Here is a 16,408-nt window from a genome sequence, read left to right as displayed (position 1 = left end):
GATGGGCATCGCAACGTTGCGTACCCTCAGCGGGAACTCGTCCCATCGACCACTGGCCGATAAAGACGAGCCCCTGACCGCCATCATGTCGGCTGAGGCATCTTAGACAGCAAGCAAATGACGCCCGTCAAATTTATTGCGCTGCAAAAATAACCCGCAAATTTCTGGATTTTTCGAAATTGGTTATTGATTACAATGACTTTGGGAGAAGGTCCTTTTCTGGAGTCACAGAACCGTGAACTCAACCTTTACGGACGGTATAAATAACACACTCAATTTTAATGGCATATGGTTCAAAGCCGGAACATTAGTGTTAACGAATGATTAACCTATGCGTGTTTGTAATCCCATAGGCGGCCTTCAGATTCGGTGTTAGATTTCGATAAAGAAATTTAGGCTTTACTGTAGCAAGCGACATGGTTTGCAGCGGCCTCTCGTCTCCCATGCCAGTCTGTGGACTGGAAATGCACAATGTTGTGGTGATGGCATTCCCGCGCGTTTCTTTAATTATCCGCGCGATTATTCAACAACCAAGCGTCATGCCCCCTGAGAGGAGAAAACGATGACGGAAATTATTTCGTTTTATGCGGCGGCCCGCCGCCTGAACCGACCGACAGATGTGCAAAAGCCGATGGGTGGTCCCGCCCAGCTTCTGTTCTTCACCGGCGTTCGCTATGAGCGCCCTGAGGTCGAGATCGATATTCAGGCGCAGAGAAAACCGAGAAAGCGCAAGGTCGTGGTCGCTACGCCGGATGCGGCTATCGGTTCCTGAGTTCAAACGTCAGGCCGCCGTTTACGACCACGGCGTCTGCTCGCATTTTGCCTCGCTCAGAAATCGCGTGGCTTCCTCGCCGAAAGAGGACTGCGGTACCATGGTGCGCAACACGGCATAGCCCTTGTTCTGCCCCGCCTCCACCAGAATGGACTTGGAAAGTCCCGATGGCTGCGCCTTGCGAATGGCAGCCAGTTGCACCTGGTTTGCCACCAGAATATCCAGCTCTCCGCCTGCCGAGGTACGGTCGTTCATGCTGAAGATTTCGTTGGATGCGCTGTCGAAAACGGCCACTGACCAGAACGGCACGGCCCCGAAAGCCGCCAGACGCACAGGCTTTTCATCCACGTTGAAGGTGCACACGGCAACCCGCATGAACGGATCGCCACTGCCCAGAGCCTTCTTTTCACTGGCTTCATCCAACAGGTGAAACGCGTTTGGCGCGCCTTCCGCCATCGCGCGCGTATAGGCATCGCGGTTGGAAAAGTGGGGCGTTGCGAGCAGAATAACCAGATGCAGAACGGCGGCGCCCACAAGCCCGACGAAGACGGCGAAAAGGACTTTAAGCATTGCCGCATCCTGTCGTCTTAATGTCCGGCATCTTGATATCGATTAGCCCGGTGCTGCCTGCAACGGGCGTGTCGAGCAGCGTCAGCACCAGTTTGAAATGGCCGGTGGGTGGCACCGCCAGCCAGTTATAGGTCTGCGCAGAGGCGGCAACGCTGATGTCCATGCCACCACCTGCACCATGCAGCAAGGTGCGGGAGTTCAACGCCATGGGTCGCCCGGTGCCGTCATCCAGAAGATTACCCTGTTGGTCCGCGACATAAAGCGTCCAGAAGCGCGCAGGCGGCAAGGTGCCGGTCAGCCGGTAACGGCAGTCGCCTGATAGCCGCTGGCCGCTGCTATCGGCGGCGGCAGAAAAGCTCAGGCCCTCTGCCGTTCCATACAAAAGCTTGCCCGCATCTGCCCGATGCGATTTCGCGTAAGGGTCGGCCTCAATGGTCTGCGCTTCGGGAAACGCATCCCACGCGCCGATCTTGATCGAACCGAACCCTTCGGTTGCTTCCAACGCCGCAAACGTTGACAATATGCCACCGCCAAAGGCGATGATGAGCGAAATCGCGACAAGGAATGGAACTCGAAACACGCTGTTTTCCCGTTTTGGAACAGGCCAGCGTTAGCATTGATTTCGTTTCGGGGAAATGGGCAGAACGAAGCGGAGACAAGGCTTTGCGCAAATGTCCACGCCCTTTGCTGGCAATGCGCTGAATTGCCATCTAACCGCCCGATGCGGTGTGTAACGCGTTCGAGGGTTTCTGAGCGGTTGAAACCTGTAAGCTATCATGTCCTTGGGATCAACGAACAAACGCCGCCAACCCCAGGGGTTAGCGGCGTTTGCTGAAATGCAGCGTCAATTCGCGGGCGCAGGCGCTGTCGGTGTTGATGGTGCCACAGGTGCCGGTGTCGCAGGGGCAGGTGTGGCTGATGCAGCAGCAGCCGTACCGGACACATCGTCCGTCGCCACCGGCGCAGGTGTGACCTTGCCATCGGCAGCAGCGACACGCCAGACCGTGTTGCCCGCATCGTCGGCCACAAGCAGTGCGCCGGTGCCATCGATGCCGACGCCAACGGGTCTGCCTCGGGCCTTGTCGCCCTGAATGAAGCCGGTGACCACATCCTGCGTCTTGCCTGTTGGCTTGCCGTTTTCAAACGGCACGTAGGTCACGCGGTAGCCGTTGAAGGCGTTGCGGTTCCAGCTGCCGTGCTCGCCGATGAACGCGCCGTTCGCGTAGGCTGCGGGCAGGGCGGAGTTCAGCGAAAATGTCAGGCCGAGCGCGGCAACATGGCTGGACAAAGCGTAATCCGGCTTGATTGCCTTCTCCACCATATCAGGCCGTGGCGGGTGAACGCGTGCATCGACATGGTTGCCGTAATAGCTCCACGGCCAGCCATAGAACGCACCTTCCTTTACCGATGTCATATAATCGGGCACGAGGTTGGGGCCGAGCTCGTCGCGCTCGTTGATGACGGCCCACAGTTCCTTGCTTTCAGGGTTGAAGGCCAGACCATTGGGGTTGCGGAGGCCGAAAGCAAACAGCTTGAACGCACCCGTTTGGCGATCCACCTGCAAGATGGCCGCGCGGTTCTTTTCCGCCTCGATACCGTTTTCCACGATGTTGGAGTTTGAGCCGACGGAGGCATAAAGGAACTTGCCATCGGGGCTCAGCGCCAGATCCTTCGTCCAGTGGTGGTTGATCGGCCCGCCGGGCAGAGGCGTGAGGATTTTCGGCTCAGCCGTAATCTCGTTCTGCCCCAACTGGTAGGGGTAGGCGACGATGTTGGACGCTGTCGCCACATAGAGAGTGTTATCGGCAAAGGCGACGCCAAAGGGCGAGTCTAGCTTCGTCAGCAACTCGTGGCGCTCATCCACCACACCATCGCGGTTGGTATCGCGCAGCAGGGTAATGATGTTGCTTTCCTTCGGCGTGCCGCCGGTTTCTCCATGCGCAATCGCCATGATCCAGCCGCGGATGATGTCCTTTGGCCGCGTCGGTGCCTCACCGGCAGGTGCACGGGACTGCACCACCAGCACATCACCGTTCGGCAGCGTGTGCACGGTGCGGGGATTGACCAGATCCTTCTGGTAAACCGAGATTTTCAGACCATCCGGCACGGTCGGCATCTCGCCGTCCTTCCAGCCGGTGACCTCGGCCACTTTCAGGTCGGGGATGAGGTTCCGCGAAGGCTCCGGTAACACAGGGTCGGCCCCGATCTGCTGGGCCGGATCGAAATTTGCGTCCTGTTGGTTGCATGCGGAAAGGACGACGGCGACACTGCCCATCAGGACAGCCGTGTGAATAAGGCGGCGCGCGATCATCATACTCTCCAGGCCAGACGTGCATATTTGCGGGTAGAAGCGGCAACTGCCATCAGCGAAACAACGAATGTCACCGCCGAGAGCAGCAACCCATAGGGCACCACCGCCGTCCAGCCATCACCGGCATGAACAAGACTGTTGGCGAAAGCCAGTACCAGCATCACTAGAAACAGAATGATCGCGAAAAACGACGGACGCATAGGCCGCGTGCGCGCCCGCAACACATCCACCAACCCCGCCAGGATCGCCAGCCCGCCGAACACCAGCCCGGCAAACAACAACCAAGCCGAAAAATTCTGCCACATCAGATTGGCCGTCTGCCAAAAGGCAATGTCAGTGCCCAGCGCCAGCGAAAAACAAACGAAGGGAAATGGCACGAATAGGGATTGAAAAGGATAGGCAGAGGCTTCTCTGCGAGACGCTTCACTCATGGATGGCTCCAACGGGATCGAGAAATACGCCCAACTGCCTGCACGGCTTAGACGTTTTGGCTTTATCGTGAACGGTTTGGAGATGTTTTGGTTGCAGGAGTTATGGCCAACAGGCCTGCGAAATTTCCTCAACATCGCCACAATTAAATCACCCTTAAGTTGATGATTTTAATTTTGGTTGAGGGGGTTCTCCATGCATCTGACGATTTGCCTAATTTTACTTCTGCTTGTTTCGGGCATTTTCAACGCGGTGTCCGCAGCACAGTTGGCTGGCGCTGGTGCTTGGGGCGAGGCGTCAAGTATTCTCATCGTCGGCCCCTTGTTCATTTTCTTTGGGGTGCATGCGATCATCTATTACGGGCTTCGACTGGTCCGTGAGCCCTCGAAACTAAAGTCGTTCTCAAATACGAAATTGACTTACATCGCGTTTGCAGTCGCGCTGATGGGCATCTTTGGTGATCTGGCGCAACGCTCAAATCCACCGCTGTAGAACAGTAAATTCCACGGAACGCGACAATAGAGAGCGGCTTTTGCGATAGATCAGGCAGAGTTTGATTGGTGAAGTAAGCCATAGCCAAAAACAAACCGAAGCGGGTTGTCGGCCAGGTGGAAAACACCAGCCAAACGGATTGTCCGTCTTGGATCAAGGCCGGGAGGTTAGGCAATTGGATGAGAAAGGCGAGTTGCGCGCCAAACAGGAAAAAGCAGAAAATAACGACAATCAAAAGCATGTATAAGAGCAGCAGACCAACCGTTTTCGTCCAATCCGGCAATCGTTCATTCCCTGTATTAGATACATCTACGCTACTGTTTTTTTCTTTTGACAATTCCGTCGCTTACAAAGTCGCTGTTTTCTAGAAGTCGCGGCGGTGTCGGACCTTCCACGAGCCACAGTGACTTTGCCTCCAGCAAAGTTAAGCTGCTGCATGGAAGCACGTCGCCAGAAGTAAGTTGCAATGTTTCGGACTGGCAAGCGAAGACACGTTTATCGTGGTCCGTTAAAAGAAGGCCTGAAACAAAACCCCAAAACAAAACAGCCGTGACCAAGACGAGAACACGAGGGATGTTCTGTCGCTCAGCCCGAAAAAACATCACGTGACAGAGAAACAAGCAGAAGATCGTCAACGCTGTTCTGAACGATATGACACTGAAAACTCCGAAAACGGGAATTAACAGCAGCGCAATGCCACCGCATGTCAAAACTTTTAGGGCGCTTATGTTTCTAAGCCGTTGCAAAACATCGGACGTTCTTGGATCGCTTTCCGCGAAATTGCGTGCACGATCCCACGCAAAAATGATCACCAGATTGTAAAAGCCGTTGTAATGAGTGGGCCAAGTGGAAAACACCAGCCACACGGCATGCTTGTCGTGGACTAATATTGCGAGCTGGGGCAGACGGATGAGAAAGGCGAGCTGTTCGCCGAGCATGAGTGCCAGCACGACAAGTATCGCACTGAGCACTCTTAAAAGCACCGGCCAGAACCTGGATATCGATAATATCAACGCTGCCCTGCCACCTCTTTTCGCCCAGAATACTCGCTATCATAACGGCAAAAATTTTCAACCCAAAGGAATTTACACTCTTCAGGTGCAGCTAATGCGATATTATCAGAGGAGCAAAACTACCGCTTCACGCCCACATCCCCACCAACGTCCGCCACCTTCTGCACCGTCAACGAAGGCGCAGATGCTTCCTTCAGCTGTTTGCCGATCGAGCGGATAACGCGTGTTGCCTCTGCGGAAAGAGAGCGGGGGCGGGTGAGGGCTGGTAGGGCGTTGGCGTCTGCTGCCGCCACTTCTGCGCCAGCCACTGGTTTGGGGCGGGAGCCTGATGGCAGCGGGTTCTGAATGCCGGGGATGGGGCGCAGTTCCATGCCTTGGTGGGCATAGTCCATGAGGCGCTTGAACGTCATGGCGGGCAGGGCGCCGCCGGTCATGTTGTTCATGGAGGTGAAGTCGTCGTTACCGAACCACACGGCGGTCGTGTAATTGCCGGTGAAGCCCACATACCATGCATCGCGGTAGGATTGCGACGTGCCGGTCTTGCCGCCGGAGACGATGCCATTGTCCAACGCGCCGCGCCTTGCCGTGCCTTCCACGGGAATGGTCACCAGCATGCGGTTCATCTTGGAATTGGCTTCTTCCGACAGCACCCGGTGTGCGGGCGGTTCGTCGCGGTCGAAATCGTAAAGAACCTTGCCTTCGTAATCCAGCACCTGCTCGATGCCGTGGCGGCGGGATTGCATGCCGTTGGCCGGAAACACGGCATAGCCGGTTGCCTGATCCAGCACCGTCAGTTCAGACGTGCCGAGCGGAATGGTCTTGTCGGTGCGCAGCGGCGTCGCCACGCCCATGGCCTTGGCCGTATCGGCAATGATCTGCGTGCCCAGCACATCTTTGGCAAGGCGCACCGGCACGGTGTTGTAGGATTTGGCCAGCGCCACCTGCAATGTGACCTTGCCGGCATAGGAGCGGCCATAGTTCTGCGGCGACCAGCCGCGCCATGTGACGGGCGCATCCGAAATCAGTGTTTCAGGTTTGTAGCCCTTTTCCATGGCTGCAGAGTAGGTGTAGACCTTGAAGGACGATCCCGGCTGGCGAAGAGCTGCTGTTGCGCGGTTGAACTGGCTTTCGCCATAGTCACGACCGCCGACCATGGCGCGGATGCCGCCGCCATTTTCGATCATCACCATCGCGCCCTGCTTGACCTTGTAGCCTTCGCCGAACTCGCGCAGGCTGCCTTCCATCGCCTGTTCGGCGGCCTGTTGCAGGCCGCTGTCTATGGTGGTGCGCACCACGACGGTGTGGTCCTTGAGCTTGCCGTCCTTGGCCAGCTTCTGCACCTCGTCAAAGGCCCAGTCGAGGAAATAATCCGGTGCCTTCACGTCTTCGCGGTCGATGACGGTAGCCGGGTTGCGGCGTGCGCCGACGACCTGACCTTCGGTCATCAATCCACCCTGCACGAGGTTGGAGAGAACCGTGTTGGCACGGGCACGCGCCGCGGGAAGATTGACATGCGGCGCATATTTCGCCGGTGCCTTGAACAGACCGGCGAGGATTGCGGATTCCGCCAGCGTCACATCCGTCAGGTTCTTGCCGAAATAGAATTGCGCCGCCGCCGCCGCACCAAAGGTGCCGCCGCCCATATAGGCGCGGTCGAGGTACAGGCTGAGGATCTCCTTCTTGGACATGTTGGCTTCCAGCCACAGCGCCAGAAAGGCTTCCTTGATCTTGCGCTCCAGCGAGCGTTCATTGGTCAAAAACAGGTTCTTTGCCAGCTGCTGCGTCAGCGTCGAGCCACCCTGCACGACCCCGCCTGCGCGCGCGTTTTCGCTCATGGCGCGGGCAAGGCCGATGAAATCGATGCCGAAATGCTCGAAGAAACGTCGGTCTTCGGTGGCGAGAACCGCCTTGATGAAATGGTCCGGCATCTGGTCGATCGGCACGGAATCTTCGTGGATGATGCCACGATGGCCGATGGTGTTGCCGTAACGATCGAGGAATGTGACGGCGAAATCACCGCGATAGCGCCAGTCCTTCTTGGTCTCCTCGAAGGCGGGCAGGGCCAGAGCGAGCATCAGCACGGTGCCAGCGGTGCCGACCGTCAGCGCATCGTCGGCAATGTTGATGAGGAATTTCTTCCACCCGCGCACGTGCAGTTTGCGGGATGCGATGGTAACGTCTTCCCAGAAATCGAAAACGCGGGATGCAGCCGTCCACAGGCCGGAATCGATGAAGGAATCGATCCGCAGCAGGATATGGCGTTTACGACGCGCTTGTTTCTTGTCTTTATCTTCCTGCACGTAAAACGAATTCCTGTTCGATATGGCGAGCGGATGCTTGACGCAGCAACCTTGCGCGGGTCATTTCCCTCACCACCACTCCGCCAGATTTTAGAGTTATCTTAAAATCCTGAAGATTGCGATATGACAAAACGGGCTATGCCATGTTGCCGCCCGACGCCCCAAAATGAAACGGAAATGTTAACGATGAGTGACGCGCCATTCTGGAAAACCAAATCGCTGGCGCAAATGAGTAACAGCGAGTGGGAAAGCCTGTGCGATGGCTGCGGCCTGTGCTGTCTCAACAAGCTGGAAGATTGGGACACGGGCGACGTGGTGTTCACCTCCGTTGCCTGCCAGTTGCTAGATGGTGATAGCTGTCAGTGCTCGGATTATCCCAACCGGTTCGCTACGGTGCCGGATTGCATCCAGCTGAACCTCAAGCTCGTCAACGAAATCGGCTGGCTGCCGCCGACTTGCGCCTATGCGCTGGTGCGTGACGGCGAGGACCTCTACTGGTGGCACCATCTGGTTTCGGGCGATAGTGAGACGGTGCATGTGGCCGGCATCTCCGCCCGTGGCCGCACGGTGAATGAGCTGAAGGTGGAGGTGGATGATTTCGAGAACTACGTGGTGGACTGGCCATTGACGGTGGGCGAGCAGCCGGAGGCGCAGCAGCGGTAAGATCATCGTGTATCTACTCCACCCTTATTCCTGTGCTTGTCACAGGAATCCAGCCAGCCCAAGTCCTTGGGCTGAGAAGGCCCTCTCCGCCGCGCAGACGCGCGACGACTGGATTCCTGTCACAAGGACAGGAATGAGGGGGATATGGGCTCGTCCTATTCCTGCCCCATCTGCATCCTAATATCTCCCCATACCTTTGACACACGCCCGTTACCGGCGATGACGACCGGACATTCAAGGAAAATGCATGCTGCCCCGCTGCGCCGTTCTTAAAGCTCTGTGCCTGACCGCTTTCGGTTTGTCACCCGTTTGGGCCTATGCCGCCACCCAGCCTTATGAATGCACCTTCGTAACATCGGTGGAAACCGGCGCGGTCATCACCCAGCAGGGCACCTGCGACAAGCGGGTTTCTCCCGGTGCCACGTTCAAGGTGCCGCTGGCGCTTATCGGCTATGATTCCGGCATTCTGCTCGATGAATTCAATCCCGTCTGGGAGTGGCAGAAGGGCATGGAGGCAGAGCCGCAGGAGCGCAAGACGGTCGATCCGTCCACCTGGCAGAAAGAGTCGATCCGCTGGTACTCCCGCGAAATCACCAGCCGCCTTGGGCCGGAGAAATTCGCCAGTTACGTCAAACGTCTGGGCTTCGGCAATGCCGATGTGGCGGGAGAGGCAGGCAAGAACAACGGCCTGACGGACGCCTGGGTCGGCACGTCTCTTGCCATTTCCCCGGTCGAACAGATCGGCTTCATGCGCCGCCTGCTGGCCAACAATCTGCCATTTTCCCGCGATGCCCAGAACAAGACCAAGGCCATCATCCCCGTCTTCGATGGCGCCGAAGCCTGGAGCGCCCACGGCACGACCGGCACTGGCAACCTCAAGGGCGACGACGGCCAACCAGACCCCAACCGCCCCTTCGGCTGGTTCGTCGGCTGGGCCGAACGCGAAGGCCAGCACATCGTCTTCGTCCGCTTCCGCGTGGCCGATAAACCGTCGGACAAGCCGATGGGAGAGGTGGTGCGTGACGAGTTCTTGAGGGATATCCCACGGTTTTCGGTGCACCGATAGGGCAAGGTCACTTTCCGGCTTCAGGCCGTTTGACGTAAACGCCGGAAAAGCTGACGCCTTGCCCGCCACATCTGTCATTGTCTTCCACGACCATGAAGTGGGTTAGGGAACGAAGACGGACACGACAACCGTCATCAGGTTCAGGCGTGCCCATGGCTGGCTCCGTGCCATCATAATGATTATCCTGATACCCGGCCAACATGCCTTCCGGCTGAAGAAACGCCGGTCCCATAATCGACCCTGTGTGGTAGGAGGGCGGCCCGTTGCCAGCGTCCCCCTCAATCATCACGAAGCTGCTGTTCTCTCCACCCGATATCGTGATGGTGGAATTTCCGGTCTTCCATGAACCCTGCATTTCCTGTGTTTCGAACTTGGCGAAGACGTTGGTTTCGAAATCGAGGCAACGCGCTGGCAGAAGGCCCATTTTGCTGTTTCCCTTGGCGGAAATATACAGAACGCAAGACAGTTCGTCCGTTCCAGAGGACACGATCACCCTGTCGCCGGGGATGAGGTAGGCATCCTCTTCGCATTTGGTCCCGTCACTTGCGCATTGTTTGTCGGTCGCGGGATTTTTGACGAAATGGAGCTTACCCGTTCCATTGTCCAGCACCGTTGCGGTGTAGAGGTTCTTGGCCTGGACGACATCGTATTCGCTGGAGCAGGGCAGGGACTGATCGCCGAACTGTATCCAGTTGGCATAGGCTTGGTTCATCATGGCGACTGTCAGAAGAAATATCATCGTTAAAAATCGCATCGCTGTTTCCAATCTCGCATTTGAAAAATGATGGTCATCCATATCGTTAGACAGTTTTAGACGGGATGGTGATAAATACAATCACATCCCTTGACCTTCCCATCATGGGAAGCATTACATGAAGTCTCGAAAGGGGAAATCCCATGAACGAGACAGTCAAGACCACCATCCCGGCAGAGCCGATTTCCGTGTCCGTGGAGGGCATGACCTGTGCGTCCTGCGTGCGGCGCGTTGAGGTGGCGGCGGGCAAGGTGCCGGGGGTGGCGGCGAGTTCGGTGAATTTTGCGACGAAGAAGCTGACGGTGGAACCGGGGGACGGGTTTTCGGCGAAGACGCTGGCAGCAGCGGTGAGGAAGATCGGGTATGAGGTCGCGCCTCAAACGATGACGCTGATGGCGCATGGCTTGAAGGGTGCGGATGATGTTGCGCGATTGATCAGCGTGCTGGAGGCAGCGCCGACCACCGTTAGCGTGGAGGTGGATGCGCACAGCGGTGCTGTGACCATCGCAAGCATGGGCGGTGCGCGGCAGCGCGAGGTGCTGGTGGAAACGGCGCGGCTTGCCGGGTTTGCGTTGAAGGTTCCAGGTGCTGCTGGTCAAGATCACGCAGGCCATGAGCATATGTACCATGTTAGTGACGAGGCGACGCTGAAACGGGATGTCATTCTGGCGGCCATCTTCACAGCGCCGCTCTTTATGCTGGAAATGGGCGGGCATCTTTATGCGCCGATGCACCATTGGCTGATGGGCGTCATCGAGACGCAGACGCTATATTATGTCTATTTCGCGCTAGCGACAGTGGTGATTTTCGGACCGGGCTGGCGCTTCCTGAAGTCCGGCTTTCCGGCCCTACTACATGGCGCACCGGAGATGAATTCGCTGGTGGCGCTGGGGGTGAGTGCTGCTTATCTCTATTCGCTGGTCACCACATTCGCGCCCGGCCTGCTGCCGGAAAGTGCCCGGCATGTCTATTTTGAGGCCGCCACCGTCATCGTCACGCTGATCCTCATCGGGCGGTTGCTGGAGACGCGGGCCAGCGGCAAGACGGGCGATGCCATTCGCAAGCTAGCGGGCCTTCAGGCCAAGACGGCGCGGGTGGAGCGGGGCGGTCAAGCCATTGATATTCCAACGGACGAGGTTACCGTTGGCGATATCGTCGTCATCCGCCCGGGCGAGCGTCTGGCCGTGGATGGCGAGGTGGTGGAGGGGGCATCTTATATCGATGAATCGATGATTTCGGGCGAGCCGGTGCCGGTGGAAAAGAGCATCGGTGCGCATGTGGTCGGCGGCACCATCAACGGCAATGGCACGCTGAAATTCCGCGCAACCAAGGTCGGTGGCGATACGATGCTGGCGCAGATCATCGCGCTGGTGGAGCAGGCGCAAGGCGCAAAGCTGCCCATCCAATTGCTGGTGGACCGCGTCACGGCGCTGTTCGTGCCTGTGGTCATCGGGGTTGCGGTGCTGACCTTTATCGCCTGGGCAATCTTAGGTCCGCAGCCCGCCTATACCTACGCGCTGATCAATGCCGTGGCCGTGCTGATTATCGCCTGCCCATGCGCTATGGGCTTGGCGACCCCGACATCGATCATGGTTGGCACAGGGCGTGCTGCGGAACTGGGCGTTCTCTTCCGCAAGGGCGCCGCCTTGCAGGCGCTGCGGTCTGCGGGGATCCTGGTGGTGGACAAGACGGGGACGGTAACGAAAGGCAAGCCGGAACTGACCGATCTGGTGGTGGCGGATGGGTTTGAGCGCCGCGAGGTTTTGAGGCTGGTGGCGGCGGTTGAGAGCCGGTCCGAGCATCCGATTGCCGAGGCGATTGTGCGGGCGGCGAGGGTGGAAGACGTTGCGACCCCTGCAGGACTCGAACAGCCCACCATCACTAATTTCCAAAGCATCACCGGCTTCGGCATCTCCGCCACCGTCGACGGTCGTAAGGTTGATGTTGGCGCAGACCGGTTCATGGAAAAGCTTGGCCTCTCAATCGCAGCTTTTGCGGACACCGCACAAAAGCTGGGCGAGGAAGGCAAGACACCGCTCTATGCAACCATCGATGGGCAACTGGCGGCTATCATCGCGGTGGCAGACCCGTTGAAACCATCCAGTATAAACGCCATCAAAGCCTTGAAATCCATGGGCATCGAGGTTGCGATGGTGACGGGTGACAATGCCCGCACGGCCAACGCTATCGCCACCCAAGTTGGCATAGAAAAGGTGGTGGCCGAGGTGCTGCCGGACGGAAAGGTGCAGGCGATCAAGGACCTGAAACGGGGCGGCAAGACGCTGGCTTTCGTGGGAGACGGCATCAATGACGCACCGGCGCTGGCTGAGGCCGATATCGGCATTGCCATCGGCACCGGCACGGATGTCGCAATCGAAAGCGCCGATGTGGTGCTGGTGGGTGGTGACCTGATGGGTGTCGTCCACGCCATCGAGATGAGCCGCGCCACCATGCGCAACATCCGCCAGAACCTGTTCTGGGCCTTCGGGTACAACGTCGCGCTCATTCCCGTGGCGGCGGGTGCGCTTTATCCCGGCTTCGGCATCATGTTGTCGCCGATGATTGGCGCGGGCGCCATGGCGCTGTCCTCGGTCTTCGTGCTGGGCAACGCCTTAAGATTGAAAACAGCGGGGGTATCGCTATGAACATCGGTCAGGCATCGCAGGTCTCAGGCGTTTCGGCCAAGATGATCCGCTATTACGAACAGATCGGCCTCATCACGCCCGCCGCCCGCACGGGCAACAATTACCGAACCTATGGCGAGCAGGATGTGCACAATCTGCGCTTCATCAAGCGCTCCCGCACGCTGGGCTTTTCGCTGGAAGAAACGGAAACGCTGCTGAAACTCTGGCAGGACAAGACCCGCGAAAGCTCAGCCGTGAAGGACATAGCCCTTGCCCATATCAACGATCTCGAGCGCAAGATTGCCGAGATGAAAGCCATGGTCAAAACGCTCTCCCATCTCGCCCACTGCTGCGGCGGCGACCACCGGCCCGATTGCCCCATTCTGGACGATCTGGCAGGCATCGACACTGCCGCTCCGCAGACCTAAGTCGCAACGATACAGAGGATACCACCAATGGAAACCACCACGTTCACCGTTCCTGACATGACCTGCGGCCACTGCGAAAAAGCCATTCGCGGCGCGCTGGCAGAGGCGCTTCCCGGCGCAGATATCGGCATCGATCTGCCCACACATCGTGTGACGGTGAGTGGTGATGCTGCGATGGCTGAGGAGGCGATACGAGAGGTGGGGTATAGCCCGGAACGGGCGGGATGATACACTGGAAAAAGAACAACGAATATGCTACTGAGTAGCATTATTCTTTCGATGAGAGAGTTGCGATGTCCGTGAAAGCGTCGGTTTCCATTTCAGATCAACAGGATAGCTTTGCACGCCAACTTGTTGAAGACGGCAGGTTCTCTAGCCTCAGTGCCGTGGTTCAACGCGGAATAGAGCTTCTGCGTCAGGAGACAGAGTTGCATGACGCCGAATTGGCCGCTCTTAAAGCGCTGCTGCGAGAGCGCAGCAAAGGTCAATTTATATCTCAGGAAGAAGGGGAAAAACGTACCGAGGCGATGATTGCCGCGAAAAAGATCGCTTATGGCCTATGAGATTGTTCGCTCTGACGATGTCGAGCGTGATCTCGCGCTGCTCTTTGATCATCTCGTAGAGTCTTATCTGGCTTTTGGCGACGAATTAACAGAAGCTTTTGAGCGGGCGAGCGTTAGGATCAGATCGATCAACAAAGACATCGAGCTTTTGGGGCAAGCACCGTTTCAAGGGACCTTATCGCCTCATCTTTTGCCCGGCCTGCGCAACGTCACGAAAAACAGAGCCATATTTTACTTCGAGGTCTTGGAAGATCGTCAGCAAGTCAAACTCCTTGCTGTGTTCTTTGGCTCTCAAGATCATCAAAGACATATTCTGAAGCGGTTTTTAACACACGACATAAACGAAAAAGGGTGACCCGGAGATCACCCTTTTCGCAATTGAAATTTTCGACAATCAAACCTCGTCGAACTTCCCGCCTTCCATGGATGGATTGCGATCCAAGACCTGTTCCTCATCGTCATCAGGCAGAGCGTCGTCGCTTTCCTGATAGGGATCGTCATCCGTTTCGGCCTCTTCGTCCCGCAGTTCCTGCTCGATCTGCTGGGAGAGTTCGCCGTCTTCGGGCAGATCGTCTACCTCGAGATCTACGATGTCCTGATCGAGGGCGTCTTCGTTTTCTGTCAGTGGCTTGCGCGGGTCCATGGGGGCCTCCCTTAGGGTTTTTGTTCTTGTCGTGAGTTAAACTGAATGAGGCGCGCAGAGTTCCGGCTGTGCATCAAAACAAAGTCTTGACCTCAACCATGGTTGAGGACCTATTTTCCCTGCCGACCTTTGAATTGGCATGGAGACGGCAGTGGTAAATGTGATGGAAGACAGCAGTTGGGCGGCATTGTTACGGGGCCGCAATCTGGCGCTGCTGTTGGCGATTTCGGCGGGCATCGGGCTTCATGCCTTCAACCAGTTCGCCATTGTCGCGGCTTTGCCGGTGGCGGTGGCGGATATTGGCGGCGCGCTGATTTATAGCTGGGCCTACAGCATCTATTTCGTCGGGTCCGTCGCGGGCGGTGTGACGGCGATTCTTCTGCGCGAACGGGTTGGCGCACGGGCGGCGCTGGTGGTCTCGGCGCTGTTCTTTTCTTTGGGCATGGTGATCTGTGCTGGGGCTACCAATTTTCCCATTCTGATCGTGGGGCGCGGTTTGCAGGGCATTGCCGATGGGTTGATTGTTGCCGTTTGTTACAGCCTGATCCCCGCGGGCTTCCGGTCCGATCTGCTGCCGAAGGTCTTTGCAGTGGAGGCTGGCGTGTGGGCGGCTGCATCCGTGGCGGGTCCGCTTCTGGGCGGGCTTGCCACCGAACATGTGTCCTGGCGGGCGACCTATCTGTTGCCTATACCGCTCATTCTGTTGCTGGTCGTCTATACCTGGGTGTCGGTTTCGCCGGAAAAGCTCGCCGTGTCGCAGCGCAAGGCGACATGGCCGCTGGTGCTGTGCCTGACGGGTGCGCTTGCCCTGTCAGCCCCCGCGGCGTTCGAAGGGTTGGAGATGCGCATTGCCAGCCTGCTGCTTGGCGCGGCATTGCTGTTCACGTCACTGAAAATGGGCGTGCGGCCCGACGCCGGACTGTTTCCCAAGGACGCATTTCGGCCCGGCACGGTGGTGGGAAACGGTTTCTGGATGCTGTTTCTGATGTCCTATGCGCAGGCGCTGACCAGCGTATATCTGGCGCTCATCGCCATCGGGCGGTGGGGGTATGAGCCGACATTTGCTGGGTTCATCGTGGTGGCCATGCCATTGGCTTGGAGCACGGTGGCGGTGATTGTCGGCAGCTTGCGATCGCAGCGGCTTCGCGATGCGTGTGTGCATTACGGCCCGTGGCAGATGGCGCCGGGTTGCGTGCTGTTGGGCTACGGTCTGCTGACGGGAAGCTGGTTGGACATGCTGGCGGGACAGGCCCTGATTGGCTCGACATTCGGCATGTGTTGGGCCGGAATCAACCAGAATGCCATGGAGGCAGCGCCGGAGCACGAACGCAAGATGACGGGAGCACTGCTGCCAACCGTCGCTACTCTGGGCGCTGCTGCCGGGGCAGGGGCGAGCGGGACGATCGCTGCCGCCACAGCTCTCGTTCCCGCTCTTGAGCGCGGCGATTTATCGCCATCGCTATCTTCAATCTATGGAGTGGCGGCTGCGGTTTCGGTTGCCGCCATCTGGATCGGTCGGCGCGTCACGAAGGGTGCTGCGCCTTCACCCTTATGACTGTGTGGTGGCGAACACGATCATCGCCAGATAAATGACGAAAGCCATGATGCCGACGCCAGCAATGATGAGGATGATGCCTCGACCGGCGCGTTTCTTCTCGCCCTTGTTCTCGTTGGCCTCGGAAGGAAATAGAATAGGATCGGTTTCCTGAATCTTGGTCACGCGGCTCTCCTCTGGATATTCTGGTTACCCAGAGAACGATGTGGGCCCAGGAATGTTCCT

General features: G+C 57.7%; 19 protein-coding genes. 10 read left to right on the top strand and 9 right to left on the bottom strand.

Translation table 11 applies throughout. The features are described from left to right. Positions 1–562: 562 nt before the first annotated feature. On the top strand, positions 563–772 hold the full coding sequence (locus tag QRN55_RS11615; protein WP_284776808.1) for a hypothetical protein: 210 nt from the start codon (positions 563–565) through the stop codon (positions 770–772). Positions 773–793: 21 nt separating this feature from the next. On the opposite strand, the gene QRN55_RS11610 is transcribed toward QRN55_RS11615, so the two are convergent. The 4 genes from QRN55_RS11610 to QRN55_RS11595 all read right to left on the bottom strand — a co-directional run bounded on the left by QRN55_RS11610 (position 794) and on the right by QRN55_RS11595 (position 4,084). After that, positions 794–1,342: a DUF1254 domain-containing protein gene (locus QRN55_RS11610; RefSeq protein ID WP_284776807.1), complete on the bottom strand. Its 549-nt coding sequence runs from the start codon at positions 1,340–1,342 to the stop codon at positions 794–796. Beyond that, on the bottom strand, positions 1,335–1,922 hold the full coding sequence (locus tag QRN55_RS11605) for a DUF1214 domain-containing protein (protein ID WP_233136142.1): 588 nt from the start codon (positions 1,920–1,922) through the stop codon (positions 1,335–1,337). Before QRN55_RS11605 ends, QRN55_RS11610 begins: the two co-directional genes overlap by 8 nt. Before the next feature lie 264 nt (positions 1,923–2,186). Continuing rightward, positions 2,187–3,653, bottom strand: a complete 1,467-nt coding sequence (locus QRN55_RS11600) for a PQQ-dependent sugar dehydrogenase (RefSeq protein WP_284776806.1) — start codon at positions 3,651–3,653, stop codon at positions 2,187–2,189. Beyond that, positions 3,653–4,084: a DUF2231 domain-containing protein gene (locus QRN55_RS11595; RefSeq protein WP_284776805.1), complete on the bottom strand. Its 432-nt coding sequence runs from the start codon at positions 4,082–4,084 to the stop codon at positions 3,653–3,655. The genes QRN55_RS11600 and QRN55_RS11595 overlap by 1 nt, the downstream gene beginning before the upstream one ends. A 193-nt stretch (positions 4,085–4,277) precedes the next feature. Between QRN55_RS11595 and QRN55_RS11590 the strand changes: the two genes are divergently transcribed. Next, positions 4,278–4,574 carry a hypothetical protein gene (locus tag QRN55_RS11590; RefSeq protein ID WP_111839756.1) on the top strand — a complete coding sequence of 99 codons (297 nt, stop codon included), beginning with the start codon at positions 4,278–4,280 and terminating at the stop codon, positions 4,572–4,574. Positions 4,575–4,888: 314 nt separating this feature from the next. Here QRN55_RS11590 and QRN55_RS11585 read toward each other — a convergent pair whose 3' ends face one another. Both QRN55_RS11585 and QRN55_RS11580 read right to left on the bottom strand, forming a co-directional pair. Next, positions 4,889–5,524, bottom strand: coding sequence for a hypothetical protein (locus QRN55_RS11585; protein ID WP_284776804.1), 636 nt, complete (start codon positions 5,522–5,524; stop codon positions 4,889–4,891). Positions 5,525–5,706: 182 nt separating this feature from the next. Further along, the gene (locus tag QRN55_RS11580) at positions 5,707–7,887 is read right to left on the bottom strand and encodes a transglycosylase domain-containing protein (protein WP_284776803.1); all 2,181 of its coding nucleotides are present in this window, start codon (positions 7,885–7,887) and stop codon (positions 5,707–5,709) included. A gap of 186 nt (positions 7,888–8,073) precedes the next feature. Between QRN55_RS11580 and QRN55_RS11575 the strand changes: the two genes are divergently transcribed. Together QRN55_RS11575 and blaOXA are read left to right on the top strand one after the other, a co-directional pair. Beyond that, a complete protein-coding gene (locus QRN55_RS11575) occupies positions 8,074–8,550 on the top strand; it encodes a YcgN family cysteine cluster protein (protein ID WP_284776802.1) in 477 nt (158 codons plus the stop codon). A gap of 247 nt (positions 8,551–8,797) precedes the next feature. Further along, a complete protein-coding gene (blaOXA, locus tag QRN55_RS11570) occupies positions 8,798–9,616 on the top strand; it encodes a class D beta-lactamase (protein ID WP_284776801.1) in 819 nt (272 codons plus the stop codon). A gap of 7 nt (positions 9,617–9,623) precedes the next feature. On the opposite strand, the gene QRN55_RS11565 is transcribed toward blaOXA, so the two are convergent. After that, positions 9,624–10,370 (bottom strand): hypothetical protein, encoded by a 747-nt coding sequence (locus tag QRN55_RS11565; protein WP_284776800.1) that lies wholly within the window; start codon positions 10,368–10,370, stop codon positions 9,624–9,626. Positions 10,371–10,513: 143 nt separating this feature from the next. On the opposite strand from QRN55_RS11565, the gene QRN55_RS11560 reads away from it, so the two are divergent. From QRN55_RS11560 to QRN55_RS11540, 5 genes are all read left to right on the top strand, one after another. Beyond that, positions 10,514–13,015 (top strand): heavy metal translocating P-type ATPase, encoded by a 2,502-nt coding sequence (locus QRN55_RS11560; RefSeq protein ID WP_284776799.1) that lies wholly within the window; start codon positions 10,514–10,516, stop codon positions 13,013–13,015. Continuing rightward, a complete protein-coding gene (gene cueR, locus QRN55_RS11555) occupies positions 13,012–13,422 on the top strand; it encodes a Cu(I)-responsive transcriptional regulator (RefSeq protein WP_233136149.1) in 411 nt (136 codons plus the stop codon). Before QRN55_RS11560 ends, cueR begins: the two co-directional genes overlap by 4 nt. Positions 13,423–13,449: 27 nt before the next feature. Beyond that, positions 13,450–13,650, top strand: coding sequence for a heavy-metal-associated domain-containing protein (locus tag QRN55_RS11550; protein WP_111839768.1), 201 nt, complete (start codon positions 13,450–13,452; stop codon positions 13,648–13,650). A 65-nt stretch (positions 13,651–13,715) separates the two neighbouring features. Beyond that, positions 13,716–13,985: a ribbon-helix-helix domain-containing protein gene (locus QRN55_RS11545; RefSeq protein ID WP_111839771.1), complete on the top strand. Its 270-nt coding sequence runs from the start codon at positions 13,716–13,718 to the stop codon at positions 13,983–13,985. Next, positions 13,975–14,340 (top strand): type II toxin-antitoxin system RelE/ParE family toxin, encoded by a 366-nt coding sequence (locus QRN55_RS11540; RefSeq protein WP_284776798.1) that lies wholly within the window; start codon positions 13,975–13,977, stop codon positions 14,338–14,340. Before QRN55_RS11545 ends, QRN55_RS11540 begins: the two co-directional genes overlap by 11 nt. Positions 14,341–14,379: 39 nt before the next feature. Here the strand turns inward: QRN55_RS11540 and QRN55_RS11535 are convergent, their stop codons facing one another. Continuing rightward, a complete protein-coding gene (locus QRN55_RS11535) occupies positions 14,380–14,628 on the bottom strand; it encodes a hypothetical protein (RefSeq protein ID WP_284776797.1) in 249 nt (82 codons plus the stop codon). A gap of 160 nt (positions 14,629–14,788) precedes the next feature. Between QRN55_RS11535 and QRN55_RS11530 the strand changes: the two genes are divergently transcribed. Continuing rightward, a complete protein-coding gene (locus tag QRN55_RS11530) occupies positions 14,789–16,183 on the top strand; it encodes an MFS transporter (RefSeq protein WP_502871322.1) in 1,395 nt (464 codons plus the stop codon). Here QRN55_RS11530 and QRN55_RS11525 read toward each other — a convergent pair. After that, positions 16,178–16,348 carry a hypothetical protein gene (locus tag QRN55_RS11525; RefSeq protein ID WP_164470675.1) on the bottom strand — a complete coding sequence of 57 codons (171 nt, stop codon included), beginning with the start codon at positions 16,346–16,348 and terminating at the stop codon, positions 16,178–16,180. The genes QRN55_RS11530 and QRN55_RS11525 overlap by 6 nt on opposite strands. Between the last annotated feature and the right edge of the window lie 60 nt (positions 16,349–16,408).

The organism is Agrobacterium sp. lyk4-40-TYG-31 (genome assembly GCF_030209855.1).
GTDB lineage: Bacteria > Pseudomonadota > Alphaproteobacteria > Rhizobiales > Rhizobiaceae > Agrobacterium > Agrobacterium vaccinii.
The sequence above is the reverse complement of the archived record's forward strand: the minus strand, read 5'-3'. Positions and strand labels throughout refer to the sequence as shown.